This window comes from Solibacillus isronensis (genome assembly GCF_900168685.1).
Lineage (GTDB): Bacteria > Bacillota > Bacilli > Bacillales_A > Planococcaceae > Solibacillus > Solibacillus isronensis_A.
Genome location: NZ_FVZN01000011.1, coordinates 166901 through 188893, shown reverse-complemented (window position 1 = coordinate 188893; position 21993 = coordinate 166901). Strand labels below are relative to the sequence as shown.

Sequence of the window (21993 nt, the reverse complement as noted above, 5' to 3'; positions counted from 1 at the left end):
GGAGGATTAGCTCAGCTGGGAGAGCACCTGCCTTACAAGCAGGGGGTCGGCGGTTCGAGCCCGTCATCCTCCACCATTTCTAAATGCCGGTGTAGCTCAGTTGGTAGAGCAACTGACTTGTAATCAGTAGGTCGAGGGTTCGACTCCTTTCGCCGGCACCATTTAGAGAGCCATTAGCTCAGTTGGTAGAGCATCTGACTTTTAATCAGAGGGTCGAAGGTTCGAGTCCTTCATGGCTCACCAGTTTTATAAAATTATACTTACTGTCAGATATAAATGATCTTAAGCATTTTGCGGAAGTAGTTCAGTGGTAGAACACCACCTTGCCAAGGTGGGGGTCGCGAGTTCGAACCTCGTCTTCCGCTCCAAAATGCCGGGGTGGCGGAACTGGCAGACGCACAGGACTTAAAATCCTGCGGTGAGTGATCACCGTGCCGGTTCGATTCCGGCCCTCGGCACCATTTTATAATTCCAATCTCTAATAATGCGCGCCCGTAGCTCAATTGGATAGAGCGTCTGACTACGGATCAGAAGGTTGTGGGTTCGACTCCTGCCGGGCGCGCCATAATATATTTTTTACTGACATATTCGGAATGTAGCTCAGCTTGGTAGAGCACTTGGTTTGGGACCAAGGGGTCGTAGGTTCGAATCCTGTCATTCCGACCATTATTTATGGGGCCTTAGCTCAGCTGGGAGAGCGCCTGCCTTGCACGCAGGAGGTCAGCGGTTCGATCCCGCTAGGCTCCACCATTTATATTTTATTCCCTTTGGAGGTATACCCAAGTCTGGCTGAAGGGATCGGTCTTGAAAACCGACAGGCGGGTAACACCGCGCGGGGGTTCGAATCCCTCTACCTCCTCCATTTTAATATTTTTTCTTTAAATGTTGGTCCCGTGGTGTAGCGGTTAACATGCCTGCCTGTCACGCAGGAGATCGCCGGTTCGATCCCGGTCGGGACCGCCATTTTTTTTTATGGGTTTGTAGCTCAGTTGGTAGAGCATTAGATTGAAGCTCTAAGTGTCGGCGGTTCGATTCCGTCCAAACCCACCATACTATGGGCCTATAGCTCAGCTGGTTAGAGCGCACGCCTGATAAGCGTGAGGTCGATGGTTCGAGTCCATTTAGGCCCACCATAGTATTATTCCGAAGTAGCTCAGTTGGTAGAGCATCCGGCTGTTAACCGGCAGGTCGCAGGTTCGAGTCCTGCCTTCGGAGCCATTGGCCCGTTGGTCAAGTGGTTAAGACACCGCCCTTTCACGGCGGTAACACGGGTTCGAATCCCGTACGGGTCATATACACTTGAATGAAAACACATTGCAAATTTTTGAAGTGACCCCTAAAAGTTAGACACGGTTATTTCATTTAGGCAGCTCGGTTAAACTGAGTTCGGTATTGTACCGGGCTCAGTTTTAATTTTGCCTTAATTCGTTTCGTGTTGTAATAGTTTATATAGTTTTCTAGTTGTTGCTTAAAGTGCTCTACACTTTCGAATTCCTTTAAGTAGAGGAATTCAGACTTCATAATGCCAAAGAAGTTCTCCATTACGGAATTATCGTAACAGTTGCCTTTACGTGACATACTTTGCACAATGCCCCTTGATTGGAGCGCATGGCGATATTGTTTCATTTGATAATGCCAGCCTTGATCGGAATGCATTAATAGCTGATGTTCTGCGGGCAAGCGTTCTAAAGCCTGATCCAACATCTCTGAGACTAAAGAGTACGTCGGTCTTGAACCGATTGTATAGCTGATGATTTCGCCATTAAATAAGTCTAAAACAGGCGATAAATAGAGCTTTTCACCAAATAATTTAAACTCCGTAATATCCGTTACCCACTTTTGATTTGGACATTCAGCCGTAAAGTTACGATCTAAAATATTCGGCGCAATTTTACCGACTGTACCTTTATAAGATTTGTATTTCTTCATACGCACTAAGCACTTTAAACCTAGTTCTTTCATGATACGCTGAACCTTTTTATGGTTCACCTTTTGTCCACGATTCGCTAGCTCATCACGTATACGACGATACCCGTAACGTCCTTCGTGTTCCTCATAAATCGATTGAATGTCATCTTTTAGTTCGGCATCTGGATCAGGTCGATTCATCTTCTTTACTAAATCATAGTACGTGCTGCGTGGAATGCCTGCGAATGCCACAAGCGCCTTCACCGAGTATTTATGCCTTAATTCATAGATGACCTTTACTTTGTCTTCTTTGGTGATTTTTCCTTGGCTTGAACTAAGGCGTTCAACTTTTTTAAATACTCGTTTTCCATACGCAGACGATTGATTTCGGCTTGAAGTGCTTCAGGTGAGCCTTCTACTGGTGCTATTTTTGATTGTTTGTTCGTTTCTTTTTTCATGGATGGACGCCCCTTTTTCTTTGATTGAAGGGCATCGAATCCTTTTGTTTCAAACTGTTTTCGCCATTGAAGTATGGTTGATGGTGCTGCTATACCAAAAATAGCCGCTGTTTCATTTAAGGACGTACCGTATTCAATCATGTGATTTAGTACGTCTAGTTTAAACTGCGCCGAGTAATTTGTATATCGTTTTATAAAGGCTTCTGCTCCGTTATATCTATATTGTTTTGTCCATTTTATAATTGCCGCATGGTCTGTTCCTATCGATCGGGCGATTTCGATAGAACTCTCTTTCCCCTCTAGGTATCGTAAAACGGCTTTCAGTTTTTCCTCTGCTGAATATTTCGCCATATAAAAACTGCACCTCCTATTGTTAGATGTGTCTAACAATTGGGGTGCAGTTCATTTTGCAATGTGTTTTTTCTTTTCTCTAAAAATTTGTATTTCCTGTTGCTACATAATTGAGTAATAACGGAAGTATTCACTGTTTGAAGTACGAATAGTAAGGTATTATAAAGATACAATAGAGGGGGCTGTCTGGAATGGATTTTGGGGCATGCCCTTTCTGCGTATAAAACAGTGGGAGCAGGTGGAAAATTGGATGCGATCATAAAAAAAGGTAATAAAGCAGTCTACCCGATTATTTTCCCTTCTGACTATAGTGGACTAGGGAGTATTAACTGTTATGTATACCAAAATGGAGAAGATTTTACATTAATTGATGCGGGTATTAAAAATGATGAATTTGAGCAATTTTTCTTTCAAAGATTGAAAGACTATAATATTAAAATTACCCAAATTACCCGTATTATTTTAACGCATTTTCATAATGACCATATCGGGGTAGTAAATCCAATTACAAAAGAATATCCGGTCCCGGTCTATGCCAGTGAAATCGCCATTCCCCGTTTGAAGTGTGAAGATGATTACTTACAGCAGAAGCTTACCTTTTACTATGGGTTGTATGAGCAATACGGCGTCCCGGAATTTGCCCAAGAACGAATGGCGAAAATGGAGAATACCCTTCACAATAAAGAACACGTAATGATCTATCCGCCAATTCTAAAACTGGAAGAAGGGCAAGAAATCGCAGGATTACGGGTAATTGCTGCTCCCGGGCACTCACCGGATTCAATATGTTTATTTGATGAGGAGACAGGCTGGTTATTTGCAGGGGACTTTTTACTGGCTACGGGTATGACAAATGCTTTAATCGACCATGACGATTCAGGTAACGTAACGAACCCGATTAGCCAATATATAGACTCGATTGAGAAAACGAAAGCTTACAATGTGCGCACCGTATTTGCCGGGCATAAAGAGATTTATGAAAACTTGAATGAAGTGATGGAGAAAAGCTTAAGTAAAATAGAATACAAGCTGCAAAAGGCTGTATCCAAAATTAGTGAAAGACATCATACGGCCAAACAATTAGGAGAAGCAATCTACGGTGCCCGCTTTGCGAAATATTTTACATTTATAATTTCTGAAATAATCGGATTAACGCTCCTGGCAGAACAACGCGGTTTGATTGTGCGTGAGTTGCGGAACGGGGAATGGTATTTTACGGTAACAAGTTTGATTGAAAAATAAATGAAAACAGCTGCCTGGGGGAGGCAGCTGTTTTTGTTATAGATATTATTTCCATCTCACATAAAGTGTCGTCGGAGTTGTTTGGGGCTTATTCCACTTTGCGAAAGCTTTTGTATACTTGTTCGTTGTATACAGATTGTTCAGCGGTTTTGTATTTAGTCCAAATTGATAATTAGCAGATGCTTTACTAATATTAGTGGACTTAATGATTGTTGTTTTCTTTCCTTTTAATGTAATAGTTTTGAGCGGGTTCATAAGCACTGAACTGAACTCTACTGACTGGACATTTGCAGGCACTGTCAGCTTTGTCAGCTTATTATTGAAAAACGCACCATTGCTGATCGTCGTTACTTTAGAAGGAATCGAAACCGAACTTAGCGCATTGTTCGCAAACGCAGCTTCTTTCAATACTTTTATATTTTTAGAAATTTGAACGGATTTTAATTTGTTATTAGCAAATACATACGGTCCCATCGCTGTTACACTGTCCGGTATGACGAGAGAAGTTAACCTGTTCATATCAAAGGCATGCTGGCCAATTGATGTTAAGCCGTATTTTAATGAAACAGATGATAAAGCATTGTCTATGAATGCATATTGTTCGATAACTTTAATGTTTTTAGGAATCGTCACTTTAGTTAAATTGTTATCCGCAAAAACAAAGCTTTCAATCACAGTTAGCTTTGACGGAATGGTGATTTTAGTTAATTTATTATCGCTAAAGGCGCCGTATTTAATACTTTGCACATTTTCCGGGAGTGTTAGCGATGTTAATTCGTTTGTTTCAAAAGCTTGGTCACCAATTAGCTTTAATGTTGCCGGGAATTTTACGGATTTAAGTTTATTTGTATGGAAAGCGAAACTTTCAATGGCCACGACAGATTTTGGAATCGTTACATCTGTTAGTTTATTGTTCGCAAATGCATTGGCCGAAACAGTTTTTAATCCATCTGACAACGTTAATGCAGTCAAACTATTAAAGGCAAATGCATCCTGTCCTATATTTGTCACGCTGTTCGGTAATGATAGGCGCGGCAGCTTATTGTACTGGAATGCACTGTGGCCAATTGTCTGTAATGAATTCGGTAAAGTTAAACTTGTAATGGCATTGTTTGCAAAAGCAAAGTCTGGAATATTTTTAATGCCAATGCCGACTTTTACTTGGGACAAGCGGTTTAAATAAAAGACTTTACGGCCAAGGTGCGTAACAGAATCAGGAATTGTTACGCCGGCAATTTTATTATTGCTGAATGCTTCCTTACCGATTGTTTTCAAGTTGTTCGGTAAGACAAGAGTTTTACCTCCGAATATATTCTCACTGAAGCTGAACGCATTGTTGCCGATTACTTCCAAACTAGCAGGAAGTTGAAGCGGCTTATTTTTATCGTAATTAACGGATGCAAATGCATAAGGTCCGATAACACGAATTGTATTTGGTAATGTTACACTAAATGGCTCTTTATTCATTGCTTTGTGAGTAGCCGGAATGATGGAATGTTTAGTTGTAAAGGCAAATGGTGCAATTTCGGTAACGGGAATCCCGTTGATTGCAGCTGGAATATTGAAGGACTCAGCACCTGCATTTTCGTCAAAGCCGGTAATTTTAATTTCCTGTTTACCGTTATTTTCGGTAATGGCATAATATAAATTTTCATATTGGTGGTCCTGATTATTTTGTAAATGAGCAGGTAAAATCACCTCTACATTACGATCGCTATATAGAGTGCCGACGATGGATGCACCGATTGTTGTGACTGAATCCGGAACAGTAAGGGATGACATAGAATTTCCCATAAAAGCTTCTGTCCCGATTTCTTCAAGTCCGGCTGGTAATGTAACGTTTTGAAGGGAGTTGTATGTAAATGCTCCATCACCGATTCGTTTCAACGTTTTCGGAAAACTAACGGTATGGACAATTCTCTTTTCATAATCAGGAGCATCATAATTAAACCACTCAATATCAATCGCAAAAGCATTATCCGCAATTTCCGTTACTGGATAGCCGGCGATTGTTTCGGGAATTATTAAGTTTTTTGGTGCAGAAGAGCCAAGAATTCGTACCTCTTGCTTTCCACTTTCAGCTGTAAAAATTACATAATATAAATTTTTGTATGTCTCATAGGGTGCCGCAGTTGCAGAACTGCAAAATCCGATAATAGAAACGAGCATTAACGCACAGGTAATAATGATTTTTTTCATAGGTTAAATCCTTTCTTTATTTTGGAATTAACGTACAGACGGATTATTTGGATATAAGTTTCAAAATAAAGTAAATATTTTTTAGTGATAAATTCCAACTTGAAAAGGTTCCTTCCACCTTATTAGACAAGAACCTTTTTGTTACTCCAAAGTGAGCGTTCCATTATATGTCGTTCCTTGATCACGGCCTGTTTCACAGTAAAACTCGGTTGTTTTAACTGTCTTGTTAGTAAGCCTTTCGAACTCAATAACACACCGGTCACCGTCAGCTGTTTTAGTTAACCGTGCTTTTGTATCAGATGTAAATGTCGCCGTTCCTTCAATCGTGCCGGATGCCCAACCATCATAAGTATAATAGGTCAATTGGAAACCGGTTTTCGTACTATTAGAGATTGTTAATACACGTCCCTTTGAATCCAGGTCGCCTTTTCCGTAAGTATGAAAATACGTATACTCGCCGTTCCAAGTTTTACTTGGTTTTTTGTCGGCAGCAGGGGACCAGTTTGCACCAGCAAGCAGTGAGCGATCTAGCATATTGCGAGCTGAGGAAGCACGCTGATAAAGAGGGCTATTACTAGAAAAGCTCTCTTCTGCTATGTCAGAACGATAAAAGAAGTTTTTATTTTGCATGTTATAAAAAAATAGAACAAGCTGGGCACGCGTTAAATTATTTGTTGTACCGAAAAAACGCTGTAAATTTGTTTGCTCATACTTTGCATTTTGTCCGTTAGAAATATGGTGATCGAGTAAAAAACGGATTGCTTTATTTAAAGTCGTTTGTCCATCTGCTATGTAGGCAATTGCCTGTGCAACAGTCCCACGTTTTACAGCATTTCCTCGGATATTGTTATGAAAATAGCCGTTTAAAGGTACTTGATAGGCAGCAAGCGTATTATAGTTCGCATCGGATGGGATCGCTTTCGGCGTGAATTTTTCCAGTTCTTCCGAGACAGGCTCCAAATCAAAGTAGCCTACTAAAATTTGAGCAAATTGTTGTTCTGTGACCGGTTGGTTTGGACGGAATGTACCGTTAGCATAGCCGTTTATAATATTGAAATCGTATGCCCATTTAATCGCATCATACGCATAATGGTCTGGTGGAACATCTTTAAAAATTTGCTTTGCTGCTACCGAGTTAGTTGGAAAGATAAAAAAAGACAGCCCTAAAATAATAGAAATAAATGCTAAGTAGAAGCGTTTCATAAAAAAGCCTCCTTTATAATTGGATTAATTTTACTGTAGCATGTTCATATTTTCCGCGCAAATTAACAAAATCATCCCGCTTATAAAAATGTGGGCTCATATTTTCCTAAGATTACTTTCATAAATACATTCTTTTTTATAATTAACTACCTATTTTTGTTCTAAAATATGGTATATGAACCGATATAAAATGTATTGAGTTATGTACATAAATAGAAATTGAAGGAGAAATCTTATATGAACCAATCGAAAAAGATTATAGCAGCATTAGTTGCAGTTCCTGCAAGTGTTGTTGTTGCCGGGACAGTGCAGGCTGAGGAAGTGACTACTTCACAAATTTTTGAAATTAAGAATAGCTTTACTGGGATTTCCTCAGTTATAGAACAAACGAGCACAAAGACATTTAAGATAGATAATGAAAAGGATTTAAAAAATCAAATTTTAATTGAATTAGCGAGTTTTAATAAAGGATTTACGATTACATATACAGGTGCAGAAACTGCATCATATAAAATTGCAATTGAAAAAGTGATGGGAGAGTTGTTATCTGAATTAAATACATCAAAAGTTGCAACAAATTCTTCTAGTGACACCGTAACATTTGATGTAACTGAAGTTTATGGGATTTTTAATAATATGCGTGTAAAAGCGACTGAAACGAAAAAAAATGATGTATTAACATCGGTGAAATTAGATTTCTCAGTTAACTACTACGATACAATCACAAATGGTCAACCTACTAACTTCAATGCTGCAAAGGCTAAGTATAGTGATATTAAGGCAAAGGTAGATGAGGCATCAGGTGAAGTTGCAAAAATTAAAGTTATACATGACTATGTAGTGAAAAGTACGCATTATGTAGCTACAAATCACCGCTTAGCTTCTATAAGCGGATTATCATCGCATGCCTATGCGTTATGGATGTACACTTTGCTAAAACAAGTTCCATCAATGGAGGTCCGTTATGTATATGGAATTGTAAATGGAGAATACCGTTCATGGAATATTGTAAAAATCGGTATGAAGTGGTATCACCTTGATGCAACTAGTAACGATACAGCAGAAAAAAGTGACAATCGTATTCAATATCGCCATTTCTTGACGTACTCACCAAATGAGCGTCGTATTTTAAATGAGGAAAACTTTGAAGTTACAGATACAACATACAATTACTTCAAAACGATTGACAATCAAGCGCAATCAACAACGCATATATATTATCCGAATGCACAAACATCAGGTGAAATATATCAATTGGATTTAACTTCACTTACATCAACTCCATTAGCAATTGATCGTAGTGATGCAACGACAGGTACAGGTCGCATTGTTTATTATGAGCAAACGTCTGGCGATGCAGCAAATATTGAGGTTGTAGGGAAATACTTATATTTTATAAATGATAGCCAAGGAAAGTATTTATATCGCTATGAACTTAATTCAAATAAACCTGAATTGGTTTTAAAAGAGCAGTTGCAGTCGATTGAATTAGGGACAAATATTTTAAGTTATAAAACGATTAACGGAGATACCGGATTTTTGCCATTGTCACGTATAGAAGATTTGAATAATGAGAAGGCAAATAAGGTAATTTCCGAAATTCAGAAATTAGTGGATACAGGAAATCAATCTACGCAAACATTTAAAGAAGCGGTAATGGCTACACGAGAATTATATGTGGCACTAACAGAAGGGCAGCGATTACTAGTATCTAATTACCAGAAACTAAAAGAAATCGAAGAAGCTTTGACCAGCGATGTAAAAACATCTGCAGTTGTGGATATTATCAACAAGTTGGATGAAATGGACGAAAGTTATGTAAAAAATGTAGATGATGCACAAAGTGCTTATAACGGACTTAGTAATAAATCAGCCGTTTATAATTATTCTATTTTACTAGATGCAGTGAAAAAAGTAGACACTGCACGTCAATTAAAAAAGAACTTAGATTCAAAAGTAGCGAGTGTGACAAATGATGATCCGTTTGTACAAATTCCGGATTTTATTGTATTTGTTGAAGATTTTCTGAAAAAATTTGATAGTTATTTGCCATCGATTCGCAACGGAGTTCCGAGACTTGGTGATATTGAAACTTATCGTGAACGTGCAGTATATCTTCGTCAAGAAACAGAGGATTTTATTAATACAATAAAAGTTATAGATGAAGATGCATCTGATTTTCTAACAACTATGGAAGTCATAAGAGAACAGTACGATGATCTTCTCACAAGTCAAAAATATATTATTAAAAGTGCGGATGGCAATATAGTTAAAGAAAAGCTGGCTTTAATGACATCGATGAAGGGTCAAATTGAACAATTGAACGAGTTGATAAACAGTCTCACAATATCCGATACTATTACAGATGAGTATGTTGGAAAAGTACAACTGGCGCAAGCACTATACAATGGAATGAAGCTGGCACAGAAAAAAGCTATTTCTGAAGAAAATACTGAAAAGCTGAAAAGTTTAGTGAATCGCATAAATGTTATTTCTGAAGATGCATCATTAAAAGCTTTGATAAGTGGAATTACAACACTGGATTTTTCAGAAATGACTTCTTTAGACAATTTAATAAGTCAGGTGACGTCAGCCGATTCTGTAAGTGTAGTTGCTGCCAATTTAGGTATTACAGAAGAACAAGCGGTTGCATTATTATCAACAGAAGTAAGAGCAAAATTAATTGAATACCGCCAGTTGAAAGGATTAGCTATTAATTCTGCCAAGCCATTAATAATTGAAATGGGTACCCTTGATGACGAAGCTTCGACAACAACTATTCAGGAAGTAAGACAGCGATATACGGATATAATTGCTACTGATCGACGATTTGAAAAGTTCTTTATCGAGGGTTTGGAAAAGTTAAATATTCAGGAAAAGCGTATTAAAGAAGCGTTGCTGGCAACAGAAGCACAAAATATTATTGATAGTATTGAGCTATTATCTGAGGAGTCGTCTTATTCAGAAGTACAGGTCGTTTATCAAACTTATCAGGCATTACCAGAAGAGGTAAAAAATCTTGTAATAAACAAAGAAAAACTATTAGGGTTATGGGATAAAGTATCAAAAGATGCAACAGCTTTTCAAAAAGCAATCGATGATGTAAATAATGCAATTGAAGCATTAAATAGTCAATCGACAAAAGAGGATATTGAAAATGTACGTGCAGCTTATAATGAACTTACACAAGAGCAACAAGACAAAATAAATAATTACGGTAAACTTGATTTACTTATAGAAGCTTTAGAAGCGTTGGAAATAGAACTTTTAAACAAAATTGCAGCTGAAAAGGTAGTGGAATTAATTCAGGTTCTGAACAATGAATCGACGCCAAATGAAATTAAAGCTGCTCGTGATGCTTATACAGCATTGACGGAAGAAGCAAGAAGGCTAGTACCCAAGAAAGTAACGGAAAATCTAGAGTACTTCGAATTATTAATGGGGACACAAATCGCGCAGGCTGAAAAAGAAGCGAAAGTCGTGATGGATCGTATAAATCGCATTGATAAAACAAAATACACTGAAGCTCAGATCAAGAGTATTCGGCTGGCGTACAATTCATTGAGTGATTTTGCGAAGTCGTTTGTAACAAACCTTTATCTTTTAATTGATGGCGAGAATTATATTATTTATCAAAATACTGTTGTGAAGCAGGCAAAGCTTGATGCCAATGCATTTGATGTATACATGAATGATATTAGCCGCAGCTCGACGACACAGGAAATAGCGAAAGCTCGTTCACTTTACAACAATTTATCTGCGGAAGCGAAAAGGCATGTAACAGTGTTGGAAAAGCTTATCCGTCTTGAAACTATGTGGAGAGATCCGGATTATATTGAACTTGTTTATACGTATTACCCAGATTATATTCATGATATAAAGCCAGGCGGAGTAGTGATTGAGAAGCCGACATACGACCCGCTTTACATTCCGGATGATTCCGCAAGTACAGTGGCGACATCGATTCCAAAAACGGCAAACTGGTCACAATATGAAACAATGACTTACCAAAATGGCCGCTATACAACACAGATTACCGCTTCTCAAGTGAAAAACATCGCAGACCGCAATATGCGCTTAAAAGCGGGGGATATTGAGATTGTTATTCCTACATCTGAAATCCAGTCTTCTGCAGCTACTGTTGGTGTGTCTGTAAATGTGACGAATAATCAGTTGCACATCCAATTTACAGAAGGAAATCGTACAAAAACATTTGAAAGTACAGTAGAAATTCATATTCCGGTAGCTAAATTAAAAGCGAATACTTCGCAAGTTATTCAACGTGTTCTGTCAACCGGTACATCACCGGCATCATTTAAAGTGGATGGCTCAAAATTCATTATCCGTACAGTGACAGGTGGTACTTTTAAAGCATCGAACAGCCGGGTTATTTATACGGATATTCCGAATAATGACCAAGGACGTGCGATTCGAGAGCTGACAAAGCGCGGCATAGTATTTAATACGAAAAGCCGACTAGTTCAAAGCTATAAACAAGTAAGCAAACTTGATGCAGCAGTGATGATTGCGTCTGCACTTGATGTATCAAGTAACAACAAATCGAAATATTTGGATATAGCAAATACGCAGCAGTTAAAACTAGTTCAAGGTTTATTGGAAGCTGGGATTATGAGCGGGGCTACATCGAGCCGTTTCGCACCTAATGCCACAGTGACAAAGCAAGAAGCAGCTATCATTATTGCCAACATGTACCGATATTTAAATCAGGATTTGGCGAAGGCGTACAATGAATTAAACTTCAGCTATTCGGATATAACAAACCTGACATTGGAAGCACGTCAAAGCATTGCGATTTTAAAGCTGTTTGGGGTTGTTGATGGCAAAGGTTTGTTTAACCCTGAGAAAACATTATCGCGAGGCGAGTTTGCCGAACTAATCTACAATGCATTAATAGCAATCGATTACTTATAAAACGTTTAATCCTATGATTTTCTATCCGGAAATCATAGGTTTTTTTAGAGATAAATCGCTAAGCTGAAAACGAAAAAATCTGTCGGATCGTCTGACAATTTCTTTACAAATACGCTATAATTAACAACTACAGCACACATGCACAAAAGGAGTTTTCGCATGGTCTATTTATCGATGATTTTCTTCAAAATTGTTGCACCGATTTTAATTTTGCTTTTTATAGGTGCCATTTTACAGCGCAAGTTTCAGTTTAACCTTAAAGCATTATCCCATCTCATTACATACTGTTTCATGCCGGCAGCGGTGTTTATCAATATTTATGAAACATCCGTTGAAATGAGTGTTCTCGGGCAAATTACGATTTTTATTATTTTGTTTATCGGTGCGCAAATGCTGTTAAGTCAGCTGCTCGCAAAGCTGTTAAAACTTGATAAAAAGGAATCGGCTGTTTTTAAAAACAGTGTTGTCCTTATTAACTCCGGTAACTATGGAATTCCGGTTGCACAAATGATTTTCGCGACCCAGCCGATCGGGGTAGCAATACAAGTCATCCTTGTTATTTTTCAAAATATGACGACGTATACATATGGCTTGTATAATTTAATCTCATCAACAAAATCAGGAATAGCGATTGTCCGGGACTTTTTGAAAATGCCGATTGTTCATGCGCTTATTATTGGCGCGGCATTGAATTACTTTCACGTTCCGATCCCGGACACGTTTAGTATTCCACTTGAACATATTGCAGACGGATTTGTGGCGGTTGCACTTATTACATTAGGGGCACAGCTTTCTACAATCGAAATGCGTTCGATGTTCAATAAAACGATTTTTGTCAGCTGCTTTACAAGGTTAATAGTCGGCCCGGCAACAGCACTTCTTATTATTTTTGCATTGGGCCTGGACGGGGTAGTGGCACAGTCGCTATTTATCGCAAGTGCATTCCCGACATCGAGAAACAGTTCCAGCTTGGCGCTCGAATATGATATTGAATCGGCAACTGCAGCCCAGACAGTACTGTTTTCTACGATTATCAGCTGTTTAACAGTGACGTTTGTTATTTATTTATCGACAATATTATTTGCATAAAGAAGGGCTGCAGTAAAAGTAATTTAAACTTTTACTGCAGCCCTTTTTCCATAAATAAACCGCAAGCATCCCCTCAGATACTTGCGGTTGTAAGCGATTATAGTTGGATATCAATAACGCTTTCGTAAATTTAGTAAAACTAAATTAATGAAAAGCTAGTGAATTTAACAATTTGAGCAAGAAGCTAAATTCATAGAGTACATCTTAGTACATACTTACCGCATTAGCGTATGGGTTTGAAAGGTCCATACCATCTAATGAAAGACCCATTGCCTTCGCTACACCTTCACCATATGCTGGATCAGCTAAGTAGCAGTGTAAAATGTGACGACGTTTGATGAATTCTTCAACACCGTTCATTTCAGCAGCAGTTGTTTCGAATAAACGTTGTTGCTGTTCCGGTGTTTGAAGACGGAATAATTTACCTGGTTGCTCGAAGTAGTTGTTGTCATCTTCACGGAAGTCGTAGATGTCAGCTGGACCATCAAGAGCTAATGCAGGATCTTTATATTGTGTCTGACCTTGTAGGGCACCGTAGCTATTTGGATAGTAAGTAATAGCTGCACCACGGTTTCCGTCAGCACGGCCTTGTCCATCACGGTGATATACCATGAATGGGCATTTTGGTGTGTTTACAGGAATTTGGTGGTGGTTAACGCCTAAACGGTAACGAGTTGCATCTTGGTAAGCGAATAAACGAGCTTGTAACATACGGTCTGGTGAGAATGAAATACCAGGTACAACGTTTGACGGAGCGAATGCAGCTTGCTCAACATCAGCGAAGTAGTTTTCCGGGTTACGGTTTAATTCGAATTCCCCAACTTCAATTAGTGGGTACTCAGACTTGTACCAAACTTTTGTTAAGTCGAATGGGTTGTCCTTAGAGTTGCGAGCTTGCTCTTCAGTCATCACTTGGATGTACATTTTCCATTTCGGGAAATCGCCTTTTTCGATTGATTCGAATAGGTCACGTTGTGAAGACTCACGGTCTTTACCGATAATTTCAGCAGCTTCTGCACCTGTTAAGTTTTCAATACCTTGTTGAGAACGGAAGTGGAATTTCACGTATACGCGTTCGCCAGCTTCGTTGATCATTGAGTAAGTATGAGAACCGAAACCGTGCATTTTGCGGTAGCCGTTTGGAATACCACGGTCAGACATTACGATTGTTACTTGGTGTAATGCTTCAGGTAGTGAAGTCCAGAAATCCCAGTTTGAGTTACCGTTGTGCATGTTTGTTTTTGGATCACGCTTAACAACGTGGTTTAAATCCGGGAAGTGTAATGGATCACGGAAGAAGAATACAGGTGTGTTGTTACCAACCATATCCCAGTTACCTTCTTCAGTATAGAATTTTAATGCAAAACCGCGAATATCACGCTCTGCATCAGCCGCACCGCGCTCACCTGCTACAGTTGAGAAACGTGCGAACATTTCTGTTTTCTTACCAACTTCAGAGAAAATTTTTGCTTTTGAATATTTTGTGATGTCATGCGTTACAGTAAATGTACCGAATGCACCTGAACCTTTTGCGTGCATACGACGCTCAGGAATTACTTCACGGTTAAAGTTCGCTAATTTCTCAATTAGGAATACGTCTTGTAATAAAATTGGACCACGACGACCAGCTGTTTGTACATCGTCGTTTGATACTACTGGAGCACCAGTAATTGTTGTTAAACGTTCGTTTGTCATATGTAGTTCCTCCTAAAATTTTTTGAAAAACTCTTCATAAATAATATAACAAATCTAAATCATAATTTCTACTAGATTATAATAATTCTTTTTAAGGAATCTTTATATTAAAGAATTGGTTATTAATAATAAACATTAAAGAAGATTCGGATAATATAGATTACTAGTAAATTATACCTTTAATTAGCAAGAAAAGGTAAATATTGCTCTGTGTTTTTAGTTAATATTAGCTTTTAATTTGAAATCAACAAATGTGGGGAGTTCTACTATTATTTCCTATATAATAGAGGCGACTACCATACGAAGGGACATGATTATGCAACTTACATTAACTTTTATCATTTTGGCAGTTACGATTATCTTATTTACGACGAATCGATTGAGGGCAGATCTTGTTGCAGTAATGGCATTATTATCATTTGTAATATTAAATATTTTAACACCTGCAGAAGCGCTGGCAGGGTTCTCGAATTCTGTAGTCATTATGATAGCAGGGCTATTTGTTGTCGGGGCAGGTATTTTAAGAACAGGACTTGCTGGTATGGCAGGAAACCTTCTATTGAAATGGTCGGGGGATAATGAGCTGCGTCTCTTTGTTCTACTGCTTGTCATTGTCGCGATTGTCGGTGCGTTTATGAGCAATACAGGTACGGTTGCGTTAATGCTGCCGATTGTTGTTTCGATAGCAATCAGCATTAAAGTAAGCCCGTCCAAATTTTTAATGCCGTTATCCTACATTGCGAGCATGTCGGGATTGATGACGTTAATTGCATCTCCAACAAACTTGATCGCTTCCCAAACACTCGTTGATCATGGCTTCGAAAAGCTGGGATTTTTCACAATTACTCCAATCGGCATTATTGCGACGATTACTGTCATTATTTATTTAGTATTAGTACGCAATGTGCTGTTGCCGAATGAAGAAAACCGTTCGCAGTCAAGTGCGGGGTATAAGCTTTCTCCAAAGAAAATTGCTAAGGAATATGATTTGCATGATAAGCTGTTCCGCGTTGTCGTTAGCGAGCATTCGACAATCATAGAACAAAAGCTTGCTGATTTGAAGCTTCCGGCAACCTACCATATTTATATTATGAAAATAAAACGCGGTGCCGCGCAGGAAGGGATTAATTTACGGCCGATGACGTACCAGGAGCTGGCGGGTCCGACAAGTGTTATACATGTCGGCGATGAGCTGTATGTTCAAGGTTTGGCCGATGATGTAGCACGCTTTGCCCATGATTATAAGTTGACTGTTCAACCGTTTGAAGATCATGCGAAAGAGCTCGTTACGAAGAAAATTGGTGTAGCGGAAGTATTATTAACACCGCAATCACGTCTTATTAAGGAAACGGTCAGTAAAATCGGATTCCGTGAAAAATATAATTTGAACATTTTAGGAATCAACCGTAAAGGCGATTACTTACTGAAAGACATGGCAGATCAGAAGCTGCGTTTCGGTGATGCGATTTTAGTGCAGGGAACATGGGATGAAATCGAGCTGTTGTCCCGCGAAACGCAAGATGTTGTCGTAGTAGGGCAGCCTCGCGAGTTAGCAGGAGCAATTGCCGCAAACGGAAAGGCACCGATTGCCGGTATTATTATGCTGCTCATGATAGGACTTATGGTGTTTGAAGTGTTCGACGCCGTTATTGCTGTATTAATCGGGGCTGTTCTTATGATTATTACAGGCTGTTTGCGCAATATGGATGATGCCTACAGTAAAATGAACTTCGAAAGTATTGTGCTCGTAGCGGCAATGCTTCCGATGGCGACAGCGCTTGAGAAAACAGGGGGGATGACGATTCTCGCAGAAGGCATTATCAGTGTGCTCGGTGATTTCGGTCCATATGGTGTACTAATGGGGATTTATTTATTAACCGTTGTTTTCGGGCAATTTGTTAGTAATACGGCAACAGCGGTACTGTTTTCGCCGATTGCCATCACTGCAGCACTTGCTATGGATGCGAACCCGTATACATTTATGATCGGGGTAGCAACTGCTGCGAGTATGGCTTTTGCGACATCGATTGCATCTCCGACAAACTCCCTTGTATTAACAGCTGGTGGCTATAAATTTATGGATTTCGTCAAAGTCGGTGTTCCGTTACAGGTTATCATGTTTATTATCATGATGATTGCAGTACCGTTGCTGTTTCCGTTTTAAATGGATAATTTATGAACACACGGAAAGATTAGACACAAATACCTAGGCCATTTCAAAATGTGCCCAGGTATTTTTTATTGTCCTAAACAGAATTCCCGGCTGTCTTCCTCACCTGCAAACGATAGCGGTAAGGGGTTAACTGATAGTATTCCCGAAATACTTTAGTGAAGTAATTGCCGTCCGTAAAGCCGACCATTTCCGCGATTGCTCCGATGCCCAAACTCGTTTCTATTAATAACTTTTCGGCTTGTTGTACGCGATACTGCTGCAAATATTTCCGGAACGGAATGCCACGTTTTTTTGAAAATACATTGCTCAAATAATTGGTGCTTATATTTAATTCATTCGCCGCATGCTGTAATGTCAGCTCAGCATTGTTATAGTCGCGCTCAATTATTTCAACAGCCAACTCCGTATAATCGGCAATTTGCTGTTGCTGCAAATTTTTCCTCGCATCGATCAAGCGTTGTGTAAATAAAATAAATTCCTGTACAATCGCATATAAAATCGGATGCTCTAAAATAAAATGGAACAGTGCGCGGTATTGCTGTTCCATTTTAGCTTGCTGCTGCAGATGATACTTCATCATAAATCGGCGGATTTGCGCTAAAATACTTGTCAAATGAATACGCACATCATCCTGATGGTAATAGGTAGAACCTTTTGTTAGCGTATATAAAAAAGTTTTAATCGCTTTTAAATCACCGTTTTCAAGGCTCGTGATCCAAAGCTGCTGTTCCTCTGGAGTTAAAAGCGGATCAAGTCTTGTCACATGAAGTGTTTGCGAGCTTTTAAAAATATGGGAATACCCTTTATAAAAGCGCTGAGCCAAAGTCTTTTTACATGCTTGATACATAGTAAGCAATGTTGTCTCCTTACCGTCATAGACAGCAATATTCAGCGATTCCCCACTGAATTTCTCCCATTCCTGGCTCATGATTCGAAGCTGTCTGAATAGATTGGTAAAAACATCGATATCAACAATACAAATCACCCGGTTTTGCAGCGGCAGGGCAATAAGGTTTTGAAAAATAGGCAGTTCAATGAGCCACTCATACAGCATAAAATTATGCTCGTAATCTGCACACTCGATTAAAAAGAAGGACTTTCCATCCAATGAGAAATTTCCTGGCTTATTTAAATACAAATCCGAATATAATTGGGTCTCGACTGGAATAGTACTGCTTGACGTTGCTGCCGATTTAGTCGAAGGGATTTTCAGCAAAGCAGACTTTAATTGCTCCAAAGGTATGGGCTTCACAAAAAGATCGATTGCTTTTAAGCGTATTGCTTTCATAGCTTGCTGAAAAATAGGCTCCGCTGTAATGCCGATAACGGGGATCGCCTGCTTTTGTATAAACTGCTCTATAGAAGGAGAAACAAGTTCCATTTCAATAAGAAGTAATTCGGGCTGAGTTTCTTCAAAAGCTTCAATTATTCTACTGCCATCTATTACGCCAATTACTTCAATTTCCCGCATAAAATAATTTTTTAAATACCACTCAATTCCTGCAATTTCTTCAAAATCCCGCTCAACAATTAAGATTTTCAATCGAACACCACCTTTAATAATTACTAATTCATATATAAATACTACAATTCATTCAATTTAATTTTACTTTATTCAAATATTACTACAATCGATGTTCCTATTCTATTTATTCCGAATTGAAAGAAAATTAGAATGATAATAACAAAGGAGTGGTGGGATGACAAAGTACCAGGAGGAACAGGAACTGCCGAAAGTGGCACAATTTGAAGTTAGCATTTTCATGAAAATGGTGTTTTGCAGTTTAATCGGGATTTTTAGTTTTTTTATCACATTCGAATGGAATGGAAAAACATCGATTTTAATCGACCATATGGTAAGTGCATTCACGACATTCACACCAACGTTAGTAAACGGGTATGTGTTGGTTCTTTTAGTACTTGGAGCATTTTATCCATTTGTCACGAAAAAGTGGAATACCTCAAAAGTAAACATGGTGCTATCAATTTTTAAATTGGGCGGACTGGTTGCCGGGGTAATGCTTATTTTTGGATTTGGTCCGGCATGGTTATTTAATCCGGATATCGGTCCGTTTTTATTAGAAAAACTTATTAAGCCGGTAGGACTCGTCATTCCAATCGGATCGGTTTTCTTAGCACTGCTCGTTTGCTATGGCTTACTTGAATTTATAGGGGTACTCATGCAGCCGGTAATGAAACCGATTTTCAAAACGCCTGGCCGTTCAGCAGTTGATGCGGTAGCTTCATTTGTTGGCAGCTATTCGGTTGGCTTAATATTGACGAACCGTGTTTATAAAGAAGGAAAATATACAGCGAGAGAATCAGCCATCATTGCTACAGGCTTTTCTACAGTTTCAGCTACTTTCATGGTAGTCGTTGCGAAAACATTGGATTTAATGGAATACTGGAACTTATTTTTCTGGGTGACATTAGTTGTGACATTCGTCGTTACAGCAATTACAGCCCGAATTTATCCGTTAAATAAAATTAAAGATGAATATTATGAAGGTTCAACACCTCAGCCTGAAAAGATCGTAAAAACTGATCGTTTAAAAGTAGCCTGGGCAGAAGCGGTTGAAGCAACAAAGACCAACCCGTCTTTACCTAGAAACTTATACATTCATTTAAAAGACGGATTTATTATGGCGATGGGGGTCATACCTTCCATTTTATCCATTGGACTATTAGGGATGGTGTTGGCAATTTATACACCGCTGTTTGACTGGTTGGCATACATCTTCGCGCCATTTACGTATTTACTGCAAATTCCGGATCCGATGCTGACAGCTAAAGCGTTGTCATTATCAATTGCGGAAATGTTCTTACCGGCAATGATTGTAACAGAAGCAGTTCTAGTAACGAAGTTTATCGTAGCAGTTATTTCGATTTCAGCTATTTTATTCTTCTCTGCTGTCATTCCGGTAATTTTATCGACAGACATCCCGTTATCAATTCGCCAAATGCTCATTATTTGGTTTGAACGAGTTGTCTTAACACTCATTATCGTTACGCCAATAGCATTTATCTTATTCTAACTTCAAATTAAAGGAGAGATTTTTTATGGTATATAAAACAAACATCCGTGCACCACGTGGTTCTGAGCTTTCATGTAAAGGGTGGACACAGGAAGCGGCAATGCGCATGCTGATGAACAATCTGGATCCGGAAGTAGCGGAAAATCCGGATGAGCTGGTTGTATATGGCGGTATCGGGAAAGCGGCACGTGACTGGGAAAGCTACGAAAAACTTATTGCAACATTAAAAGAACTGGAAAATGACGAAACGATGATTGTGCAGTCCGGAAAACCGGTTGCAGTATTCAGAACACATGAAAATGCACCGCGCGTACTGATCGCCAACTCGAATCTAGTGCCTGGATGGGCGAACTGGGACCATTTCTATGAACTGGAAGAACGCAATTTAATGATGTACGGGCAAATGACGGCAGGCTCATGGATCTATATCGGGGCACAAGGTATTTTGCAAGGAACATATTTAAGTTTTGTGGAAGCAGGGAAAAAGAAGTTTGGCACAGCCGACCTTCGTGGTAAGTGGATATTAACTGGTGGTATGGGCGGTATGAGTGGTGCCCAGCCATTAGCCGGAAAAATGGCGGGAGCGGTCATTTTAGTTGTTGAAGTGGACCGTGCACGAATCGAACGCAAAATAAATGAAGGCTACTGTGATTACCTTGTCGAAACAGTAGATGAGGCGATTGAACTTGTAAATAAGTTAACAGCAGCTAAAGAACCTGCGTCAATTGGTTTAGTAGGAAACTGTGCGGACATTAACCGTGAGCTGTTAAACCGCGGCATGATCCCGGATTTCGTGACAGACCAGACATCTGCCCACGACCCGATTAACGGCTATATTCCAAACGGGATGACATTGGAGGAAGCACTTCAACTGCGTAAAAAAGATGTAAAAACATATGAGCGCCGTGCGAAGGAAACGATGGCAGAGCATGTACGAACAATGCTTGAATTCCAGCAGGCTGGTGCGGAAACATTCGACTACGGAAACAATATCCGTGCGTATGCAAAGGAAATGGGTGTAGAAAATGCTTTTGACTTCCCTGGGTTTGTACCTGCCTATATCCGCCCGCTGTTCTGTGAAGGAAAAGGGCCATTCCGCTGGGCAGCACTTTCAGGCGACCCGGAGGATATTTACAAAACAGATGCTTTGGCGAAGGAAATGTTTGCTGAAGACACAGCATTAGTAAACTGGATTGACATGGCACAGAAAATGGTGAAATGGCAAGGCTTACCTGCCCGTATTTGCTGGTTAGGTTATGGTGACCGCCACCGCTTTGCCCTAAGAGTGAACGAGATGGTCGCAAATGGAGAATTGAAAGCACCGATTGTATTCGGCCGGGATCATTTGGACTCCGGATCAGTCGCTTCACCAAACCGTGAAACGGAAGGGATGCAGGACGGATCGGATGCTGTATCAGACTGGCCATTATTAAATGCGCTCGTAAATACGGCAGGAGGTGCAAGCTGGGTGAGCATTCATCATGGCGGCGGTGTAGGAATGGGTTATTCGCAACATGCCGGCCAAGTACTTGTAGCTGACGGCACAAAGCTGGCAGCAGAAAAAATCAATCGCGTGCTTATTTCAGACCCGGGTATGGGGGTTGTACGCCATGCAGATGCAGGCTACGACATTGCAGTTCGCACAGCAAAAGAAAAAGGTATTAATATGCCGATGCTAAAAGGATGATGAACTTTGGCTATTTTAATA

General features: G+C 39.5%; 11 protein-coding genes and 14 tRNA genes. 20 read left to right on the top strand and 5 right to left on the bottom strand.

Annotated features, from left to right (window positions below; genetic code table 11):
• From B5473_RS04930 to B5473_RS04865, 14 genes are all read left to right on the top strand, one after another.
• Positions 1-76 (top strand) — tRNA-Val (locus B5473_RS04930).
• 9 nt (positions 77-85) lie between these two features.
• Positions 86-161, top strand: a tRNA-Thr gene (locus tag B5473_RS04925).
• 6 nt (positions 162-167) lie between these two features.
• Positions 168-243: transfer RNA gene (locus B5473_RS04920), tRNA-Lys, on the top strand.
• Positions 244-293: 50 nt separating this feature from the next.
• A tRNA-Gly gene (locus B5473_RS04915) sits at positions 294-368 on the top strand.
• 4 nt (positions 369-372) lie between these two features.
• Positions 373-461, top strand: a tRNA-Leu gene (locus B5473_RS04910).
• A gap of 27 nt (positions 462-488) precedes the next feature.
• A tRNA-Arg gene (locus tag B5473_RS04905) sits at positions 489-565 on the top strand.
• A gap of 24 nt (positions 566-589) precedes the next feature.
• Positions 590-666: transfer RNA gene (locus B5473_RS04900), tRNA-Pro, on the top strand.
• 8 nt (positions 667-674) lie between these two features.
• Positions 675-750: transfer RNA gene (locus B5473_RS04895), tRNA-Ala, on the top strand.
• 19 nt (positions 751-769) lie between these two features.
• Positions 770-862: transfer RNA gene (locus tag B5473_RS04890), tRNA-Ser, on the top strand.
• Positions 863-887: 25 nt separating this feature from the next.
• Positions 888-963, top strand: a tRNA-Asp gene (locus B5473_RS04885).
• Positions 964-974: 11 nt separating this feature from the next.
• Positions 975-1050, top strand: a tRNA-Phe gene (locus tag B5473_RS04880).
• A 6-nt stretch (positions 1051-1056) separates the two neighbouring features.
• Positions 1057-1133: transfer RNA gene (locus B5473_RS04875), tRNA-Ile, on the top strand.
• 9 nt (positions 1134-1142) lie between these two features.
• Positions 1143-1218: transfer RNA gene (locus B5473_RS04870), tRNA-Asn, on the top strand.
• A 2-nt stretch (positions 1219-1220) separates the two neighbouring features.
• Positions 1221-1292, top strand: a tRNA-Glu gene (locus tag B5473_RS04865).
• A 70-nt stretch (positions 1293-1362) separates the two neighbouring features.
• On the opposite strand, the gene B5473_RS04860 is transcribed toward B5473_RS04865, so the two are convergent.
• Positions 1363-2717 (bottom strand): IS3 family transposase gene (locus B5473_RS04860; RefSeq protein WP_139377678.1). Its coding sequence is split into 2 segments (ribosomal slippage): positions 1363-2264 and positions 2264-2717, totalling 1356 coding nucleotides; the frame shifts between segments, so codons are not numbered across the junction.
• Positions 2718-2945: 228 nt separating this feature from the next.
• Here B5473_RS04860 and B5473_RS04855 point away from each other — a divergent pair.
• Positions 2946-3959 carry an MBL fold metallo-hydrolase gene (locus tag B5473_RS04855; protein WP_254865244.1) on the top strand — a complete coding sequence of 338 codons (1014 nt, stop codon included), beginning with the start codon at positions 2946-2948 and terminating at the stop codon, positions 3957-3959.
• A 45-nt stretch (positions 3960-4004) separates the two neighbouring features.
• On the opposite strand, the gene B5473_RS04850 is transcribed toward B5473_RS04855, so the two are convergent.
• Positions 4005-6158, bottom strand: a complete 2154-nt coding sequence (locus B5473_RS04850; RefSeq protein ID WP_079523937.1) for a leucine-rich repeat domain-containing protein — start codon at positions 6156-6158, stop codon at positions 4005-4007.
• A 141-nt stretch (positions 6159-6299) separates the two neighbouring features.
• The gene (locus B5473_RS04845) at positions 6300-7361 is read right to left on the bottom strand and encodes an S-layer homology domain-containing protein (RefSeq protein WP_079523936.1); all 1062 of its coding nucleotides are present in this window, start codon (positions 7359-7361) and stop codon (positions 6300-6302) included.
• A 237-nt stretch (positions 7362-7598) separates the two neighbouring features.
• Here B5473_RS04845 and B5473_RS20815 point away from each other — a divergent pair, with 237 nt between their 5' ends.
• Both B5473_RS20815 and B5473_RS04835 read left to right on the top strand, forming a co-directional pair.
• Positions 7599-12293 (top strand): S-layer homology domain-containing protein, encoded by a 4695-nt coding sequence (locus B5473_RS20815; protein ID WP_254865243.1) that lies wholly within the window; start codon positions 7599-7601, stop codon positions 12291-12293.
• Between the two features lie 159 nt (positions 12294-12452).
• On the top strand, positions 12453-13382 hold the full coding sequence (locus tag B5473_RS04835) for an AEC family transporter (protein WP_079523935.1): 930 nt from the start codon (positions 12453-12455) through the stop codon (positions 13380-13382).
• Positions 13383-13586: 204 nt separating this feature from the next.
• Here the strand turns inward: B5473_RS04835 and B5473_RS04830 are convergent, their stop codons facing one another.
• A complete protein-coding gene (locus B5473_RS04830; RefSeq protein ID WP_079523934.1) occupies positions 13587-15077 on the bottom strand; it encodes a catalase in 1491 nt (496 codons plus the stop codon).
• A gap of 310 nt (positions 15078-15387) precedes the next feature.
• On the opposite strand from B5473_RS04830, the gene B5473_RS04825 reads away from it, so the two are divergent.
• Positions 15388-17241, top strand: coding sequence for an SLC13 family permease (locus B5473_RS04825; protein ID WP_176142016.1), 1854 nt, complete (start codon positions 15388-15390; stop codon positions 17239-17241).
• A gap of 82 nt (positions 17242-17323) precedes the next feature.
• On the opposite strand, the gene B5473_RS04820 is transcribed toward B5473_RS04825, so the two are convergent.
• On the bottom strand, positions 17324-18793 hold the full coding sequence (locus B5473_RS04820; RefSeq protein ID WP_079523932.1) for a response regulator transcription factor: 1470 nt from the start codon (positions 18791-18793) through the stop codon (positions 17324-17326).
• A 157-nt stretch (positions 18794-18950) separates the two neighbouring features.
• Between B5473_RS04820 and B5473_RS04815 the strand changes: the two genes are divergently transcribed.
• Positions 18951-20285 carry a YjiH family protein gene (locus tag B5473_RS04815; protein ID WP_079523931.1) on the top strand — a complete coding sequence of 445 codons (1335 nt, stop codon included), beginning with the start codon at positions 18951-18953 and terminating at the stop codon, positions 20283-20285.
• A gap of 25 nt (positions 20286-20310) precedes the next feature.
• Positions 20311-21972, top strand: a complete 1662-nt coding sequence (gene hutU, locus B5473_RS04810) for a urocanate hydratase (protein ID WP_079523930.1) — start codon at positions 20311-20313, stop codon at positions 21970-21972.
• The last annotated feature ends 21 nt before the right edge of the window (positions 21973-21993 follow it).

What these genes read in the sequence shown, in the direction of transcription:
- B5473_RS04850 (WP_079523937.1), bottom strand. Translation starts at nt 6,158, where the DNA reads ATGAAAAAAATCATTATTACCTGTGCGTTAATGCTCGTTTCTATTATC.
- B5473_RS04845 (WP_079523936.1), bottom strand. Translation starts at nt 7,361, where the DNA reads ATGAAACGCTTCTACTTAGCATTTATTTCTATTATTTTAGGGCTGTCT.
- B5473_RS20815 (WP_254865243.1), top strand. Translation starts at nt 7,599, where the DNA reads ATGAACCAATCGAAAAAGATTATAGCAGCATTAGTTGCAGTTCCTGCA.
- B5473_RS04835 (WP_079523935.1), top strand. Translation starts at nt 12,453, where the DNA reads ATGGTCTATTTATCGATGATTTTCTTCAAAATTGTTGCACCGATTTTA.
- B5473_RS04830 (WP_079523934.1), bottom strand. Translation starts at nt 15,077, where the DNA reads ATGACAAACGAACGTTTAACAACAATTACTGGTGCTCCAGTAGTATCA.
- B5473_RS04825 (WP_176142016.1), top strand. Translation starts at nt 15,388, where the DNA reads ATGATTATGCAACTTACATTAACTTTTATCATTTTGGCAGTTACGATT.
- B5473_RS04815 (WP_079523931.1), top strand. Translation starts at nt 18,951, where the DNA reads ATGACAAAGTACCAGGAGGAACAGGAACTGCCGAAAGTGGCACAATTT.
- hutU (WP_079523930.1), top strand. Translation starts at nt 20,311, where the DNA reads ATGGTATATAAAACAAACATCCGTGCACCACGTGGTTCTGAGCTTTCA.